This window comes from Photorhabdus sp. RM71S (assembly GCF_042879355.1).
In the GTDB taxonomy this organism is placed as follows: Bacteria; Pseudomonadota; Gammaproteobacteria; order Enterobacterales; family Enterobacteriaceae; genus Photorhabdus; species Photorhabdus kayaii.
The window spans coordinates 2,727-21,077 of sequence record NZ_JBHFKV010000033.1 but is presented as its reverse complement, the minus strand read 5'-3'; the positions used below and the strand labels follow the sequence as shown (position 1 = coordinate 21,077).

Annotated in this window: 1 protein-coding gene (cut by a window edge); it reads left to right on the top strand. The window is 53.5% G+C overall.

The genetic code is table 11. The features are described from left to right. A protein-coding gene (locus tag ACGF5R_RS16545; RefSeq protein WP_387691844.1) for a non-ribosomal peptide synthase/polyketide synthase crosses the window boundary here: on the top strand, window positions 1-18,351 show its 3' portion. Its footprint begins 18,054 nt before the window's first position; only the last 18,351 of its 36,405 coding nucleotides appear in the window; its start codon lies off the left edge, out of view; its stop codon occupies window positions 18,349-18,351.

The following is an 18,351-nucleotide window of genomic DNA, read 5'->3' as shown; positions in this document are numbered from 1 at the left end:
ATCCTGACTGATGCCGCGCCATCTATTTTGCTGGCGGATAGTACTGGGCGGACAGTATTGGGTGAGGAGGCGCTTTCGGGGTTGACCGTATTGGACCCGAATCTCTTGCCTGACCAGCCTGACAGCGACCCGCAGGTCTCTGCGTTGACGCCACAGCATCTGGCTTATGTCATCTATACTTCGGGTTCAACCGGGCAGCCGAAAGGGGTGATGGTAGAACATCAAGCGGTGTATCAACGTTATCTGGGCGTTAACGAACACTATGCCGTCAGCGCACAAGATCGAGTGTTGCAATTTGCTGCTTTTGCGTTTGATGTTTCAGTGGAAGAGTGCTTCTCGTCATTATGCAACGGGGCTACGCTGGTGATTCGGGATGATAGCTGGCTGACTTCGATGCCGGAATTTATTGCCTTAACCCGGCAACATCGTATCACGGTCATGTTCCTGCCGACCTTATTCTGGTCTGAACTGGCGGCCGGCGATAACGGATCACCGCTACCGGAGTGTCTCAGGCTCATCATCATTGGCAGTGAGGCGGTCAAAAAGAACGCCATTCAGGATTGGTTTAAGCAGGAAGGTCATCTGCCCCGGCTATTGAACGCGTATGGTCCGACGGAAAATACCGTGACGGCGACCTGTAAAGAAGTCGTCTCGCCGGCGGATGATCGTTCTATCGGTCGGCCAATTAAAAATACCTGCGTCTATCTGCTGGACAAAGAGGGGCAACCGGTGCCATTAGGCTGCTCCGGCGAAATGTATATTGGCGGCGTCGGGGTGGCGCGGGGTTATCTTAACCAGTCGGCATTAAGTGCGGAGCGTTTTCTGCCCGATCCCTTTAGTGCGGTATCCGGTGCGCGGATGTATCGCACCGGGGATTTAGCCCGCTACCTGCCGGATGGCGAGCTGGAATTCCTGGGCCGTAATGATTATCAAGTTAAAATTCGCGGCTTCCGTATTGAACCGGGAGAGATTGAAGCCCGGCTGACAGAGTATCCTGCGGTACGCGAAGCGCTGGTATTGGCGCTGGATGACGGGCAGGACAAACGGCTGGTTGCTTATGTGGCGGCGCAAGCAGATGATGAATTGGTTAATAGCTTACGTACCCATTTGAGTGCTATTTTGCCCGGCTACATGATACCGGCGGCTTTTGTACGTCTGGATACTTTCCCGCAGACCCCGAATGGTAAGCTGGACCGCCGGGCATTGCCGGTGCCGGGAGAGGAAGCGTTTGCTCGTCAGGTCTATGAAGCTCCGCAAGGGAAGATAGAGACGATGCTGGCGGCTGTTTGGCGTGAGTTGCTGGGCATTGGGCAGATTAGCCGACATGACAACTTCTTTGCGCTCGGCGGTCATTCATTGCTCGTTGTACGGATGATTGAACGATTGCGGCGTATCGGTCTGGGGATATCGGTACAAACGCTATTCCAGAACCCAACACTTCGTGTTCTGGCGCAGTCTCTGGCTGAGTATGATGAAATCCCGGTGCCTGACAACCGTATTACGCTGGATACGGTGGCGTTGACACCGGATCTGCTGCCGTTAATTGATCTGACTCAGACAGAGATTGACTTTATCGTTGAGCAGATACCGGGCGGGCTCAAAAATATTCAGGATATCTATGCGCTGTCGCCGTTGCAGGATGGCATTTTGTTCCACCATCTACTGGCGAATGAAGGTGATCCGTATCTGTTGACGGGGCAGATGGCCTTTGCTGACCGGGCGCTGTTGGATCGTTATCTGGCGGCGATTCAACAGGCTGTTGATCGGCACGACATTTTACGTACTTCCTTTATCTGGCAAGGCTTGTCAGTCCCGGCTCAAGTAGTCTGGCGTCAGGCTCCATTATCAGTGACTGAACTGGTTCTGGACCCGGCTGACGGTCCGGTCAGCGAGCAGCTAGCCCGGCGTTTTGATCCGCGTCGGTATCGTCTCGATTTGAGACAGGCGCCATTGCTGCACTTTGTCATCGCTCAAGAAACGGATGGTCGTTGGTTGTTGCAGGAATTGCAGCATCATTTGATCGGCGACCATGAAACGATGGAAGTGATGCACCGCGAAGTCCAAGCCTATCTGACGGATCAAGAGGACAACTTGCCTACGCCGACGCCTTTCCGCAATCTGGTGGCCCAGGTCCGGCTGGGGGTGAGTCAGGAAGAACACTCTCGCTTCTTTACTGACATGCTGGCGGAGGTCGATGAACCGACCCTGCCGTTTGGGCTGACGGAAGTGCATCGTGATGGCTCGCTGGTGGTCGAATCCCATCGGACGTTGCCGGCCGAGTTAAATGACCGTTTGCGTCATCAGGCGAGACATTTGGGCGTCAGTCTGGCGGCGTTGTGTCATTTAGCTTGGGCTCAGGTGTTGTCGCATACGAGTGGTCAGAAGAAAGTCGTGTTCGGCACTGTACTGTTTGGACGTATGCAGGCGGGAGACGGTGCCGACAGTGGTATGGGGCTGTTTATTAATACCTTGCCGCTGCGGCTGGATATCGATGATACCCCGGTACGAGACAGCGTACAGACAACACATATCCGGCTGGCTGGATTGCTGGTGCATGAGCATGCGTCGCTGGTATTGGCCCAGCGTTGCAGTCGTGTACAGGGTGATATTCCGCTCTTTAGTACCCTGTTGAACTACCGGCATAATGCGAACCCGATGGCCCCGCATGAGGCCGTGCAGGGCATTGAGTTCTTGGGAGGGCAAGAGCGCACTAACTATCCGTTTGTGCTGTCGGTGGAGGATGGTGGCTCTACTTTGGGATTGACTGCTCAGGTCGTGCAGCCATTTGAGCCGGAGAGACTATGCGGTTATATGCAGCAGGCATTGGAAAGTTTGGTAGAGGTGCTTGAACAGGTGCCGGAAACGCCGGTACGGATACTGAATATTCTGCCTGAAACGGAACGGAGGCTGTTGCTGGAAACGTGGAACGAGACTGAAACCGTCTATCCTGAGCAGTTATGCGTTCATCAGTTATTCGAGTGTCAGGCAGAGAAAAATCCTGATGCCACGGCACTGGTTTATGAAGAACAGACCCTCAGTTATGAGGAACTGAATGCCCGAGCTAACCGGCTGGCTCACCAATTGATTGCATTGGGTGTCGTCCCCGATCAGCGGGTAGTAATTTGCGTGGCACGCTCACCGGCAATGGTGGTGGGAGTGTTGGCCGTATTGAAAGCGGGGGGAGCTTATGTACCGCTGGACCCAACCTATCCGGCGGAGCGTCTGGCGTATGTTCTGACTGATGCCGCGCCAACTATTTTGCTGGCGGATAAGGCCGGACGCGCTGCGTTGGGTGAGCAGGCATTGGCAGAACTCACCGTACTTGACCCAAATGCGCGGCTTAACCAGCCGGACTACAACCCGCAACTACCTGAATTAACCTCACGACATCTGGCGTATATCATTTATACCTCGGGTTCGACGGGGACACCGAAAGGGGTGATGTTGGAACATCGAGGGGTCTGCAACTACCTGCGATGGGCGCTGAGTGATTACCTCACAGAAAGGCAATTCGATAGTATCGTTTCGTCACCGCTAGCCTTTGATGCCACCGTCACCAGTCTTTACCTGCCTTTACTGTGTGGCGGCAAGATCCGCTTGATCCGTGACGGGCAGGAGCTGGTTGAACTGCTCCCTGCGTTGCTGTCAATGGAATCGGGTGCTCTGGTTAAAATTACCCCTAGCCATCTTTCAGCAATGGGTCAGGAATTAAAAACAGCGGGACAAGAATGCCCTGCGCACTGCTTTATCGTGGGCGGAGAGGCGCTACCCGGTTCCACGGTTGCACTCTGGCGAACATTATCGTCTGGATCACGCATCATTAACGAGTATGGCCCAACCGAAACCGTCGTGGGTTGTACTGTGTTTGATACTAATCACCCGAGCCGTTTTGTTGATAACGTACCGATTGGTCGGCCAATATCCAATACCCAAATCTATATTCTCGATACCCGAGGGGAACCTGTTCCAATCGGTGTCACTGGTGAGCTTTATATTGGGGGAATCGCCGTCGCCCGTGGCTACCTGAACCGGCCGGAATTGACGGCTGAGCGTTTCCTGCCTGATCCGTTTAGCGATAGACCTGATGCGCGGATGTATCGAACCGGGGATTTGGTCCGTTACTTGCCAAACGGCAATCTGGTATTTGTTGGCCGTAATGACCAGCAAGTTAAAATCCGCGGCTTCCGTATTGAACCGGGGGAAATTGAAGCCCGACTGACAGAACACCCGGAGGTACGCGGCGCATTGGTACTCGCTCTGGATGATGGGCAGGATAAACGGTTGGTTGCCTATGTAGAAGCGCAGGCAAATGACGAGTTGGTGAATAGTCTGCGTACTCATTTGAGCGCCCTATTGCCGGGTTATATGGTGCCGGCGGCTTTTGTGCGGCTGGATGCATTCCCATTACTGCCGAATGGTAAGCTGGATCGTCGGGCGTTACCGGCACCGGACAGTGAAGCTGTTGCTCGTCAAGTTTATGAAGCGCCACAAGGGGAAACGGAAATGGTGCTGGCGGCGATTTGGCGTGAAGTCTTGGGGGTTGAACAGATCAGCCGACATGACAATTTCTTTGCCTTGGGCGGTCACTCGTTACTGGCAATGCGAGTGATGAATCGGGTAACCGCTTTAGGGATTGAACTGCCGCTGACTACCCTGTTTAAATCCCCATCATTAAGGGATTTTGCTGAGATCATGCAGGCTCGGATGGGTCAGTCGGACACGCTCTTGCCGTCCATCCTGCCGATATCCCGAGAAGGGGAATTACCGTTGTCGTTTGCTCAACAGCGCCTGTGGTTCCTGACGCAGCTTGAGGGCGTCAGTGAAACTTATCATATCCCGATGGCCCTGCGCTTATCTGGTCAACTGGATATCGCGGCTTGGCAAAAGGCGCTGGATACCTTGTTTGCCCGTCATGAAGCATTGCGTTCTGTCTTTGTCTCTATTGATGGTCAGCCACAAGTGCGGCTGTTGGAGCCGGATAGCGGCTTACTGTTATCTCAATATGACCTGCGCGGCGTTCCGGATGCTGATGAGGTCCTTGAGCGTCTGAGTACAGAGGAGGCCCACGCGTCATTTGACCTCGAAAGTGGCCCGCTTATCCGTGCTGCTCTCATCCGGCTCACCGATGACGAATATCAATTTTTGCTGACTTTGCATCACATTATTTCCGATGGTTGGTCTGCCAATATATTGATGCAGGAACTGAACGCGCTCTATACCGCGTTTATAGCCGGGCAACTGGCTTCGTTGCCGCCATTGGCGATTCAATACCCGGATTATGCCGCCTGGCAGCGTCAGTGGTTGTCGGCTGAACGGGTTCAGGTTCAATCCGACTATTGGCGTGCAATGTTGGCTGACGCGCCGGTTCTGTTGGATCTGCCGACAGATCGACCTCGTCCGCCGGAGCAGTCGTTTGCCGGAGATGCCGTGCCGGTTAACTTAGGCGTGGAATTAACGGCAGCCCTTAAGCGCCTGAGTGAGCAGCAGGGCGTCACCTTATTCATGACGCTGTTGTCAGCTTGGGCAGTGGTTCTGTCACGTTTGTCAGGTCAGGACGATGTGGTGATTGGTACGCCGAGTGCGGGCCGTGGTCGTCAGGAAGTGGAGCCGTTGATTGGCTTCTTTGTCAATACGTTGGCGTTGCGCATGGATTTATCGGGTGAACTGACGGTGAGTGAGTTGCTGGCGCGAGTCCGGCAAACCGCATTGACGGCGCAGGAGCATCAGGATTTACCGTTTGAACAGGTGGTAGAAATCGTGCAACCGCCGCGTCGGTTGGCGCATACCCCATTGTTCCAAGTGATGTTTGCCTGGCAGAACAATGAGAACTCAGAATGGGGATTACCGGGGCTGGCAGTCTCACCGGTCTATCAACCCTTTGATATTGTCAAGTTTGATCTTGAACTAGGCTTGTTAGAGGAGGAGGGCAGGATTATAGGGGCATTGAGTTATGCCACTACCCTGTTTAATCCCGCGACAATGGAACGGCAGGTGGGATATCTGCATGCGGTGCTGCAAGCGATGGTGGTTAACCCCCAACAGCCGATCGGGGAAATTGATATCTTGGCCTCGGCGGAGCGCAAGCTATTGCTGGAAACTTGGAACGCAGCGGAAACCGCCTATCCTGAGGCGTTATGCATTCACCAACTGTTTGAACAACAGGTGGAGAAAACCCCGGAAGCCACGGCATTGGTATATCAACAGCAAACCCTCAGTTATGCCGAATTAAATGCTCGCGCTAACCGGTTGGCCCATCAGCTTATCGCATTGGGTGTCGTACCTGACCAGCCGGTGGCGATTTGTGTGTCGCGTTCACCGGTCATGGTGGTAGCGCTGTTGGCGGTATTGAAAGCCGGTGGTGCCTATGTGCCGCTGGACCCAACCTATCCGTTAGAACGTTTGGCGTATATCCTGAATGATACAACGCCGTCAGTGGTGTTGGCTGATGCGACTGGACGGGCGGCATTAGGTGATGAGGCGTTGAGCAGGCTGACGGTATTTGATCCGAATACCTTGCCAGACCAGTCGGACCACAATCCGCAGGTAGCTGCGTTGACGCCACAACACCTGATTTACATCATCTATACCTCCGGCTCAACCGGGCAGCCGAAAGGGGTGATGGTGGAACATCAGGCGGTGTATCAGCGTCATTTGGGCTTTAATGAGACCTATGCGGTGACGGCGCAAGATCGGCTGTTGCAATTTGCTTCTTTTGAATTTGACGTTTCAGTGGAGGAATGTTTCTCGACATTATGCAATGGTGCCACGTTGGTCATGCGTGATGATAGTTGGCTGGCGTCGATGTCGGCGTTTATTGGCTTAGCTTGGCAGCACCGTATCACAGTGATGTCTCTGCCAGCGTTATTCTGGTCTGAACTGATTGCCAGAGACAATAATGCATTACCGCTACCGGATTGTCTCCGACTCATTATCATTGGTGGTGAGGCGGTCAAAAAGAGCGCTATTCAGGATTGGTTTGTGCGGGAAGTCCACCGGCCCCGACTGTTGAACGCCTATGGGCCGACGGAAAATACCGTAACGGCGACTTGTAAGGAGGTTTTATCCCCAGTCGATGATTGCTCTATCGGCCGACCGCTTAAAAATACCCGCGTTTACCTGTTGGATAAATACGGTCAGTTAGTCCCGTTAGGCGGCGTTGGCGAAATGTATATTGGCGGCGTGGGTGTGGCACGAGGCTACCTTAACCTGCCAGAATTGAGCGCGGAACGTTTTATACCAGATCCTTTTAGTTCAGTACCCGGCGCACGGATGTATGTTACTGGGGATTTGGCCCGCTATTTGCCGGATGGCAACTTGGAGTTTCTGGGTCGTAACGACCAGCAGGTCAAAATTCGCGGCTTCCGGGTTGAGCTAGGGGAAATTGAAACCCGGCTGGAAGAACACCCGGCGGTGCAAGAGGCGGCAGTGCTGGTATGGGAAGATGAGCAGAGCAAACGGCTGGTAGCCTATGTGGTGGCAGAAGTGAATGAAGGGTTGGCAACCCGTTTGCGTGAATATTTGAGTGCAGTTTTACCTGACTATATGGTCCCGGCAGCCTTTGTGCGGCTGGAGACTTTACCGCAGACCCCAAATGGCAAGTTGGATCGTCGGGCGTTGCCGGCGCCGGGGGAAGAGGCGTTTGCCCGTCAGATCTATGAAGCCCCGCAAGGGAGGATAGAAACGATGCTGGCGGCTGTCTGGTGTGAGTTGCTGGGCATTGAACAGATTAGCCGGCATGACAGCTTCTTTTCGTTGGGTGGTCATTCTCTGCTTGCTGTGCGCATGATTGAACGATTGCGGCATATTGGTCTGAGTGTATCGGTAAAAACGTTATTCCAGCATCCAACACTCTGTATTTTGGCGCAGTCTCTGGTTCAGCATAATGAAATTCAGGTGCCTGACAACCGTATTACACCGGATACCACGGCGCTGACGCCGGCGATGTTGCCGCTGATTGATTTGACCCAAGCTGACATTGACCACATCATCGGGCAGGTGCCGAGCGGGATCGCCAATATTCAGGATATCTATGCGCTATCGCCGTTGCAGGATGGCATTTTGTTCCACCATCTGTTGGCAAATGAAGGTGATCCGTATTTGTTGACGGGGCAAATGGCTTTTGCTGACCGAGCGCTGTTAGATCGTTATCTGGCGGCGGTTCAATGGATAATTGATCGGCACGATATTCTGCGAACCGCTTTCCTCTGGCAAGGATTATCAGTGCCGGCGCAGGTGGTCTGGCGGCAGGCCCCATTGTCAGTGACGGAGCTGACATTAAATCCGGCTGACGGCCCGATCAGTGAGCAGTTAACCCGGCGTTTTGATCCGCGTCATCATCGTCTCGACCTGAGCGAAGCACCGCTGTTGCGTTTTGTCATCGCTCAGGACACTGATGGTCGTTGGTTGTTACTGGAATTGCATCATCACTTAATCGGCGACCATGAAGCGCTGGAAGTGATGCACCGTGAAGTGCAGGCGTATCTGACAGGTCAGGAAGAGAGCCTGCCTGTGCCGACACCTTTCCGCAATCTGGTGGCTCAGGTCCGGTTGGGCGTGAGTCAGGAAGAGTACAGCCGTTTCTTTACCGACATGCTGGCGGAGGTCGATGAACCGACTCTGCCGTTTGGTTTGACGGAAGTGCATTGTGATGGTTCGCAGGTGACGGAAGTTCACCGGATGTTGCCAGCCGGGTTAAATGACCGTTTGCGCCATCAGGCGAGACATCTGGGTGTCAGTCTGGCGGCCTTGTGTCATCTGGCTTGGGCGCAGGTGTTGGCGCGTACCAGTGGTCAGAAGAATGTCGTGTTTGGCACGGTGTTGTTTGGGCGTATGCAGGCAGGGGAAGGGGCAGACAACAGTATGGGGCTATTTATTAATACCTTGCCGTTGCGGCTGGATATCGATGAGACCCCAGTACGGAGCAGCGTGCAGGCTGCCCATGCTCGACTTGCCGGATTATTAGAACATGAGCACGCGTCACTGGCATTGGCTCAGCGTTGCAGCGGCGTGCAGGGTGAGATCCCTCTCTTTAATAGCTTGCTGAACTATCGGCACAATACCTTGCTGGCAGCGTCGGATGACATCATCAGCGGTATTGAATTTATCGGTGGACAGGAGCGGACCAACTATCCGTTAATGCTGTCGGTGGAAGATTTTGGCGAATCCTTGGGGCTGACGGCGCAGGTCGTGCAGCCGCTTGATCCGGAAAGTCTATGCGGTTATATGCAACGAGCACTGGAAAGTCTGGTGGATGCGCTTGAGCAAGTGCCGGACATGCCTGTTAGGGCATTGGAAATCTTGCCGAAAGCGGAACGTACGCTGTTGCTGGAAACTTGGAACGCGACGGAAAGCGCTTATCCTGAGACGTTATGTGTTCATCAACTGTTTGAACAACAGGTAGAGCAAACTCCTGACGCGACAGCGTTAGTGTATGAAGAGCAGACCTTCAGTTATGCCGAATTAAATGCCCACGCTAACCGGCTGGCTCATCAGCTTATTGCACTCGGTGTTGTCCCTGACCAGCGAGTGGCGATTTGCGTGTCACGTTCACCGGCGATGGTGGTGGGATTGCTGGCGGTAATGAAAGCGGGCGGGGCTTATGTGCCGCTAGACCCGACTTATCCTGGCGGGCGGCTGGCGCATATTTTGACCGATGCTGCCCCTACCGTGGTGCTGGCGGATAAGGCAGGCTGGTCTGCATTGGGCGAGGAAGCGCTGACCGGACTCGTGGTGCTGGACCCGAATACCTTGCCTGAACAGCCGGACAGTAACCCACAGGTACCTGCGTTGACTTCGCGGCATCTGGCCTATGTGATTTATACCTCCGGTTCCACGGGAGTACCCAAAGGGGTGATGATTGAGCACCGCAATACGGTTAACTTCCTGCACTGGGCGCAGCAGGCTTTTGAAACGAAAGCGATCCGCGAGGTGCTTTTCTCAACGTCGATGAATTTCGACCTGTCCATTTTTGAATGTTTTATGCCGTTGTCCCGTGGCGCGGCGATTTATCTGGTGGAAGATGCGCTGTCATTGATGCAGCATGCCCTGCCGGTGACCTTGATCAACTCAGTCCCGTCTGCGATGAAACCGTTATTGCAGGCTCAGGCACTGATGGCGTCGGTTCATACTGTCAATCTGGCGGGAGAGCCGCTTAAAGGCGCTTTAATTAAACAGATTTTCCAGGAAACACAAATACAGCGGTTATGCAATCTCTATGGGCCTTCTGAAACGACAACCTATTCTGCCTGGTTACCGATACAGCGGGGTGACCGGATTATTGAAAGTATCGGGCGTCCGATAGCCAACACCGGCCTTTACTTACTGGACGCGTATGGTCAACCGGTGCCGTTGGGCGTGGTGGGGGAAATGTATATCGGGGGGGAGGGCGTGGCGCGTGGCTACCTCAATCGCCCTGACTTGACGGCGGAACGTTTCCTGATTGATCCGTTTAGTGATAAACCGGATGCCCGCATGTATCGCACCGGGGATTTAGCGCGCTACTTGCCGGATGGCAACCTGGAATTTCTGGGCCGTAACGACCAGCAGGTTAAAATTCGCGGTTTCCGCATTGAACCGGGGGAAATTGAGGCCCGGTTGTTGGAACACCCGGCGGTGAGTGAATCGGTGGTATTGGCACAAGGTGACGGGCAGGAAAAACGGCTGGTGGCCTATGTGGTGGCAGAAGCTCACGAGGGGTTGATTAACAGTTTACGCGAACATCTGAGCATTCAGTTGCCTGATTACATGGTGCCGTCGGCCTTTGTACGGCTGGATGCGTTTCCGTTAACGCCGAACGGTAAATTAGATCGTCAAGCGCTGCCGGCGCCAGACAATGAAGCCGTGGCCCGTCAGGTTTATGAAGCGCCTCAGGGAGAAATGGAAATCGCGCTGGCGGCGATTTGGCGTGAAGTCTTGGGCGTTGAACAGATCAGCCGGCATGACAATTTCTTTGCTCTGGGCGGCCATTCATTGCTGGCGGTGCGGGTAATGAACCGGGTAGCCGCTTTAGGCGTCGAACTGCCGCTGACTACCCTGTTTAAGTCCCCTTCATTGAGGGCATTTGCTGAGGCCATGCAGACTCGGTCTGGTCAACCGGATAATATTTTGCCGATATCCCGCGAGGGGGCGTTACCGTTGTCATTTGCGCAACAGCGCTTGTGGTTCCTGGCGCAGCTTGAGGGGGTCAGTGAAACTTATCATATCCCGATGGTCCTGCGTTTATCTGGACAACTGGATATCGTGGCTTGGCAAAAGGCGCTGAATACCTTATTTGCCCGTCATGAAGCGTTACGCTCTGTCTTTATCTCTATTGATGGTCAGCCGCAAGTGCGGTTGTTGGAACCGGATAACGGCTTACTGTTATCTCAATATGACCTGCGTAGGATTCCAGATGCTGATAGAGTCCTTGAGCGTTTGAGCGTGGAAGAGGCTCATGCATCATTTGATCTTGAAAGTGGCCCGCTTATCCGCGCGGCTCTCATCCGGATCACCGATGACGAATATCAGTTTTTGCTGACTTTGCACCACATTATTTCCGATGGCTGGTCTGCCAATGTGCTGATACAGGAACTGAACACGCTCTATATGGCGTTTATGGACGGACAACCCGATCCATTGCCGCCGTTGGCGATTCAATACCCGGATTATGCTGCCTGGCAGCGTCAGTGGCTGTCGGCTGAGCGTATTCAGGCTCAATCTGACTATTGGCGTGCAATGTTGGCTGACGCGCCGGTTCTGTTGGATTTGCCTACGGATCGGCCTCGTCCTCTAGAGCAGTCGTTTGCCGGAGATGCCGTGCCGGTTGATCTGGATGTGGAATTAACAACGGCCCTGAAACACCTGAGTGAGCAGCAGGGCGTCACCTTATTCATGACGCTGTTGTCAGCTTGGGCGGTGGTTCTGTCGCGTCTGTCGGGTCAGGAAGATATGGTGATCGGCACACCGAGTGCGGGTCGCAATCGTCAGGAAGTAGAACCGTTGATTGGCTTCTTTGTCAATACGCTGGCGTTGCGCATGGATGTATCGGATGAGCTGACCGTAACCGAGTTGCTGGCGCAAATCCGGCAAACCGCATTGGCGGCACAAGAGTATCAGGATTTACCGTTTGAACAGGTGGTGGAAATCGTGCAACCGCCGCGCCGACTGGCGCATACCCCATTGTTCCAGGTGATGTTTGTCTGGCAGAACAATGAGAACACGGAATGGGGATTACCGGGGCTGGCGGTATCACCGGTCGATCAAGCCGTTGACGTTGTCAAGTTTGATCTTGAACTGGGCTTGTCAGAAGAGGAGGGCAGGATCGTGGGGGCGTTGAGTTATGCCACGGCCCTGTTTGATTCAGAAACAATGGAGCGGCAGGTGGAATATCTGCACACAGTGCTGCAAGCGATGGTGGCTAACCCCCAACAGCCGGTCAGGGAAATTGATCTCCTTTCTCCGGCGGAGCGCAAGTTATTGCTGGAAACTTGGAACGCCACGGCAACCGCCTATCCTGAGAGGTTATGTATTCATCAGTTGTTTGAACAACAAGTGGAAAAAACCCCTGACGCGGCAGCGTTAGTGTATAACGAACAGACCCTCAGTTATGCCGAATTAAATGCCCGCGCTAACCGGTTGGCTCGTCAGCTCATTAAACAAGGGGTGTATTCCGGTGATTATGTTGCGCTCTTGCTAGCACGCTCAATGGAACTGGTGGTAGCCCAATTAGCGATTCTCAAAGCCGGTGCCGTTTATGTGCCGATAGATCCTAGTGTGCCGGATGAGCGGAAAAACTGGCTGATCAGTGATTGTTCAGCCAAGTTGTTGCTTACCGATACGCAGGCGGATATTCCGGCTAACTTGACTGTGCCGCTGCTTCGTCTCTCGGATGAGGCAGATACGGTTCACGAGGAAGATCGCCGCAACCTTGACTTACCGCGTTCCAGCACCGAGTTGGCATATATCATGTACACTTCCGGTTCTACCGGCACACCTAAAGGGGTTTTGGTGCCGCATCATGCGGTGGTTCGGTTGGTTATTAATAATGGTTATGCAGAAATTGGATCGGAGGATCGGGTAGCCTTTGCTGCTAATCCGGCGTTCGATGCCAGTACGTTTGAAGTCTGGGCGCCATTGCTCAATGGTGGCGCGTTAGTGGTTATCGATCACGCCACTTTGTTGACGCCGCAGGCGTTTGTACAGACTCTACGGGTTCAGAGAATGACCGTTCTGTGGTTGAGTGTCGGATTGTTTAACCAGTTAGTAACGGAGTTGCTTCCGATTCTTCCACAGATAAAGCTCCTGATTGTCGGCGGAGATGCCCTTGATCCCCATGTTATCGGTCAGGTACTGAACACCAATCCGCCACAACGGCTATTAAATGGCTATGGGCCAAGTGAAGGCACCACTTTTACGACCACATACCGTATCACTGCATTAACATCGGGAGCCGCCCGCATTCCTATCGGGCGGCCGGTAGCCAACACGCGGGTTTATCTGTTGGATAAGTATGGTCAGCCGGTGCCGTTGGGGGTGACCGGAGAGATTTATGTGGGTGGCGATGGGGTAGCCTGTGGTTATCTTAATCGGCCTGAATTAACCGCCGAACGTTTCCTTGTTGATCCGTTCAGTGATCAACCGGATGCTCGCATGTACCGCACCGGGGATTTGGCGCGTTATCTGCCGGATGGCAATCTGGAATTCCTGGGCCGTAATGATCAGCAGGTTAAAATCCGTGGTTTCCGTATTGAACCGGAGGAAATTGAGATCCGGTTGGCCGAGTACCCAACGGTGCGTGAAGCGGCGGTGTTGGCACGCGGCGAAGGGCAGGAGAAACGGCTGGTGGCCTATGTGTCGGCGCCTGCGGATAAGGGGCTGGTGAACAACTTGCGTGCTCATCTGAATGCTATTTTGCCTGACTATATGGTGCCGTCAGCTTTTGTACGGCTGGACGCTTTTCCATTGACGGCTAACGGTAAGTTGGATCATCAAGCGTTGCCGGCACCGGACAATGACGCCTTTGTCCACCAAGTTTACGCTGCGCCTCAGGGAGAAACAGAAATCGCGCTGGCGGCAATTTGGCGTGAATTACTGGGCATTGAGAAGATAAGTCGATATGACAGCTTTTTTGCCCTAGGGGGGCATTCGTTGCTCGCGATACGGATGGTTGAACGCCTGCGTCACTTGGGATTGTCGCTGACGGCGCGTGATCTGTTCCAGTCGCCGATGCTGTCAGACTTGGCGCAAACGTTAGGGCAGCATCAAGCTGTGATCGTACCGCCTAACGTTATTACGCCGACAACGACAGCGTTGACGCCGGCGATGTTGCCGCTGATTGATTTGACTCAAGCCGACATTGACCGCATCGTCAGGCAAGTGCCGGGCGGGGTGAGCAATATTCAGGATATCTATGCCCTATCGCCGTTGCAGGACGGTATTTTGTTCCACCACTTACTGGCAAACGAAGGCGATCCCTATTTGTTAGCCGGCCAGATGGTCTTCGCTGATCGGACTCTGCTAGACCGTTATCTGGCGGCGGTGCAACAGGTGGTTGATCGTCACGATATTCTGCGTACCGCCTTTATCTGGCAAGAGTTGTCTGTGCCGGCTCAGGTGGTCTGGCGTCAGGCACCTTTATCGGTGACTGAATTGGATTTAGACCCAGCGGATGGACCGATTTGTGAACAACTGGCTCAACGTTTTAATCCTCGTCGTTATCGTCTTGACCTGAACCAAGCACCGCTGATGCGGTTTGTGGTGGCGCGGGAGACTGATGGTCGTTGGATTGTACTGCAATTGTTGCATCATCTGATTGGCGACCATACCACGTTGGACGTGATGAACGGCGAGGTTCAGGCGTATCTTGCCGAACGAGAAGACAGCCTGACTTCCCCGGTCTCTTTCCGTAATTTAGTGGCTGAAGCCCGGTTGGGGATGAGTGAGGAGGAACATACCCGTTTCTTTACCGAGATGTTGGCGGAGGTGGATGAACCCACGTTGCCATTCGGATTGACGGAGGTGCATCGTGATGGTTCACAGGTAACGGAATCTCACTGGATGCTGGCGCCTGAATTGAATGACCGTCTGCGTGGTCAAGCCCGGCGTTTGGGGGTCAGTCTGGCGGCGTTGTGTCATTTGGCTTGGGCACAGGTGTTGTCGCATACCAGCGATCAAGAGCAAGTGGTGTTCGGCACCGTGCTGTTTGGGCGCATGGCGGCGGGAGAAGGGGCTGACAACGGAATGGGGCTGTTTATCAATACCTTGCCGCTGAGGCTGGACATCGATGATACGCCGGTGCAGGGGAGTGTGCTGGCCGCCCATACCCGGCTGGCCGGATTACTGGAACACGAACATGCTTCACTGGCGTTGGCTCAGCGTTGCAGTGGCGTGCAAGGTGAGATCCCTCTCTTTAGTAGCTTGCTGAATTATCGGCATAATGCATTTTCAGCAACGTTGGATGAACTTGTAAACGGTATTGAATTTCTTGATGCGCAGGAGCGAACCAATTATCCGTTAGTGCTGTCGGTGGAGGATTTTGGTGAATCCTTGGGATTGACCGTTCAAGTTGCCCAGCCGTTTGAGCCGGAACGGGTATGCGGCTATATGCAACAGGCACTGGAGAGTTTGGCAGTCGCGTTGGAACAGGCTCCGGAAACGCCGGTACGGACATTGAGCATTCTGCCGGAAACGGAACGCACACTGTTGCTGAAAACTTGGAATGCGACGGAAACCGCCTATTCTGAGACATTGTGTATTCATCAATTGTTTGAACAGCAAGTGGAGCAAACCCCTGACGCGATAGCGTTAGTGCATGAAGATCAGACTCTCAGTTATGCTGAATTAAATACCCGCGCTAACCGGTTGGCCCATCAGCTTATCGCATTGGGTGTCGTGCCCGATCAGCGAGTGGCGATTTGTGTGTCACGTTCACCGGCAATGGTCGTGGGGGTATTGGCAATACTGAAAGCCGGCGGGGCCTATGTGCCGTTGGACCCGGTCTATACCGGGGAGCGTCTGGCGCATATTCTGACTGATGCCGCTCCGGCTATTGTGCTGGCGGATGATACCGGACGGAGTGTGCTGGGTGAGAAAATGTTGACTGCGCTGACTGTGCTCGACCCTAATATCTTGCCTGATCAGCCGGAGGATAACCCACAGGTACCGGCATTAACCGCACAGCATCTGGCCTATGTCATTTACACCTCGGGTTCGACGGGGACGCCGAAGGGGGTGATGGTCGAGCACCGTAATATCCAGCGTTTGTTCGATGCGACTGAATCCTGGTATCACTTTACCCGGCAAGATGTTTGGTGCCTGTTCCATTCCATTGCGTTTGACTTCTCGGTATGGGAATTATGGGGAGCGTTACGCTATGGCGCTAAACTGGTTCTGGTGCCGCACGCGATCGCACGCTCCCCTCAAGAGCTGCATCAATTCGTATGTCAGCATGGCGTCACGGTGTTGAATCAGACGCCGAGCGCTTTTAAAGCCTTGATTGCCAGTTATGTTGCCAATCCATTACCGGACCAGTTGCGTTATATCATCTTTGGGGGAGAAGCCCTCGATCCGGGTATGTTACGGCCGTGGTATCACCTGCGTGAAGAGACATCACCACGGTTGGTGAATATGTACGGTATCACGGAGACAACGGTTCATGTGACTTATCGGGAACTGAATCCGCATGATGTGGAACAGATAACCAGTCCTATTGGTACGCGTATTCCGGATTTAACCCTCTATCTGTTGGATAAATATGGTCAGCCGGCGCCGTTAGGGGTAACAGGTGAATTGTATGTCGGAGGGGCTGGTGTAGCACGGGGTTATCTGAATCGCCCAGAGCTGACGGCGGAACGTTTCCTGATGGATCCGTTTAGTGATCAACCGGATGCGCGCATGTACCGTACCGGAGATTTAGCTTGCTACCTGCCGGATGGCAGCTTGGAATTCCTGGGCCGCAACGACCAGCAGGTAAAAATCCGAGGATTCCGCGTTGAACCGGGGGAAATTGAGGCTCGATTGGTGGAACACCCGGCGGTGAGTGAATCAGTAGTATTGGCATTGGGGCAAGGGCAAGATAAGCGTCTGATTGCCTATGTCGTGGTGCCAGCGGATGAGGGGCTGGCCAATAACCTGCGTACCCACTTGAGTGTAGCTTTACCTGACTATATGGTGCCATCAGCTTTTGTGCGACTGGATGCATTTCCGCTAACGCCGAACGGTAAATTGGATCGTCGGGCCTTGCCAGCCCCGGACAATGAAGCGTTTGCCCGTCAGATTTATGAAGCGCCACAAGGGGAAACGGAAATTGCATTAGCGGCTATCTGGTGTGAGTTGCTAGGGGTTGAGCAAATAAGCCGGTATGACAACTTCTTCACGTTGGGGGGCCATTCACTGTTTGCTATGCGAATGATAAATCTTGCTGCTGGTCGGGGTTTGGTTTGCACATTGAATGCTGTGTTCCAATTCCCGGTGTTGGCTGAACTGGCTGCGAAAATTACCTCAGATCTGCTGTCTCAGCCGCAAAACAGCGCTGTATCGGTACGACTTGATGGGACAGGGCTGCCGCTGTTTTTTGTTCCTAGTGGCATGGGTGATTACTCCTATGTCTTCGGACTGGCTCGACGTATCCCATCGGGCCACCCGATTTATGCGCTGCCCTGGCCGTCTATTAATGAAGAACCGATGGTAACGATGGAGCAGCAGGCGGCGAGAATGATCACCTTGATGAAGACTGTTCAACCGGAAGGCCCTTATCGGCTATGTGGTTACTCTTCTGGTGGAATATTGGCTTATGCTGTTGCTCAGCAGCTTTTGAATGCGGGTGAAGTGGTCAATTTCCTGGGATTAATTGATGCGCCCGCGCCTCATTATTTAGGGGAACAGATCATGCAACCTAAATATCGGTTCTTTATTGAACTGTCTCGACAGTCAGGGGAGGAGTATTCGGAAGAGATTGCGGAGTTATACCGGCGAATCGATGAGTTGAATTTTGTGCAGTTTATTGAAGCGGCACAAGAATTAGCGTTATATCCGGCAAATCTGCATGCGGATGTGATCGCAAAACGTTGGGGGCAGATCGAGTGTTACGCGCAAATAGTTGCGGATTATGAGCCTCCAGCATTAGCAATAACGCTGCATCAGTTCTATGCGGTAGAACCTTCCCCCGCTATTTCTTTTATGACGGATGAAAAACCGGAGTCAGTGAACATGGAACCGTCGTTGGGTTGGGCGAAGATAATGTCTGATACTTCGCTTGAGCTGATTGCGATACCGGGTGATCATTTTAGTTTATTGGAGGATGATGAGAATAAAACCGCTTTAGCTCAGGCTTTGAATAGGGCGCTGGCAATCAGTTGTGATGAGGAGACATCGTAA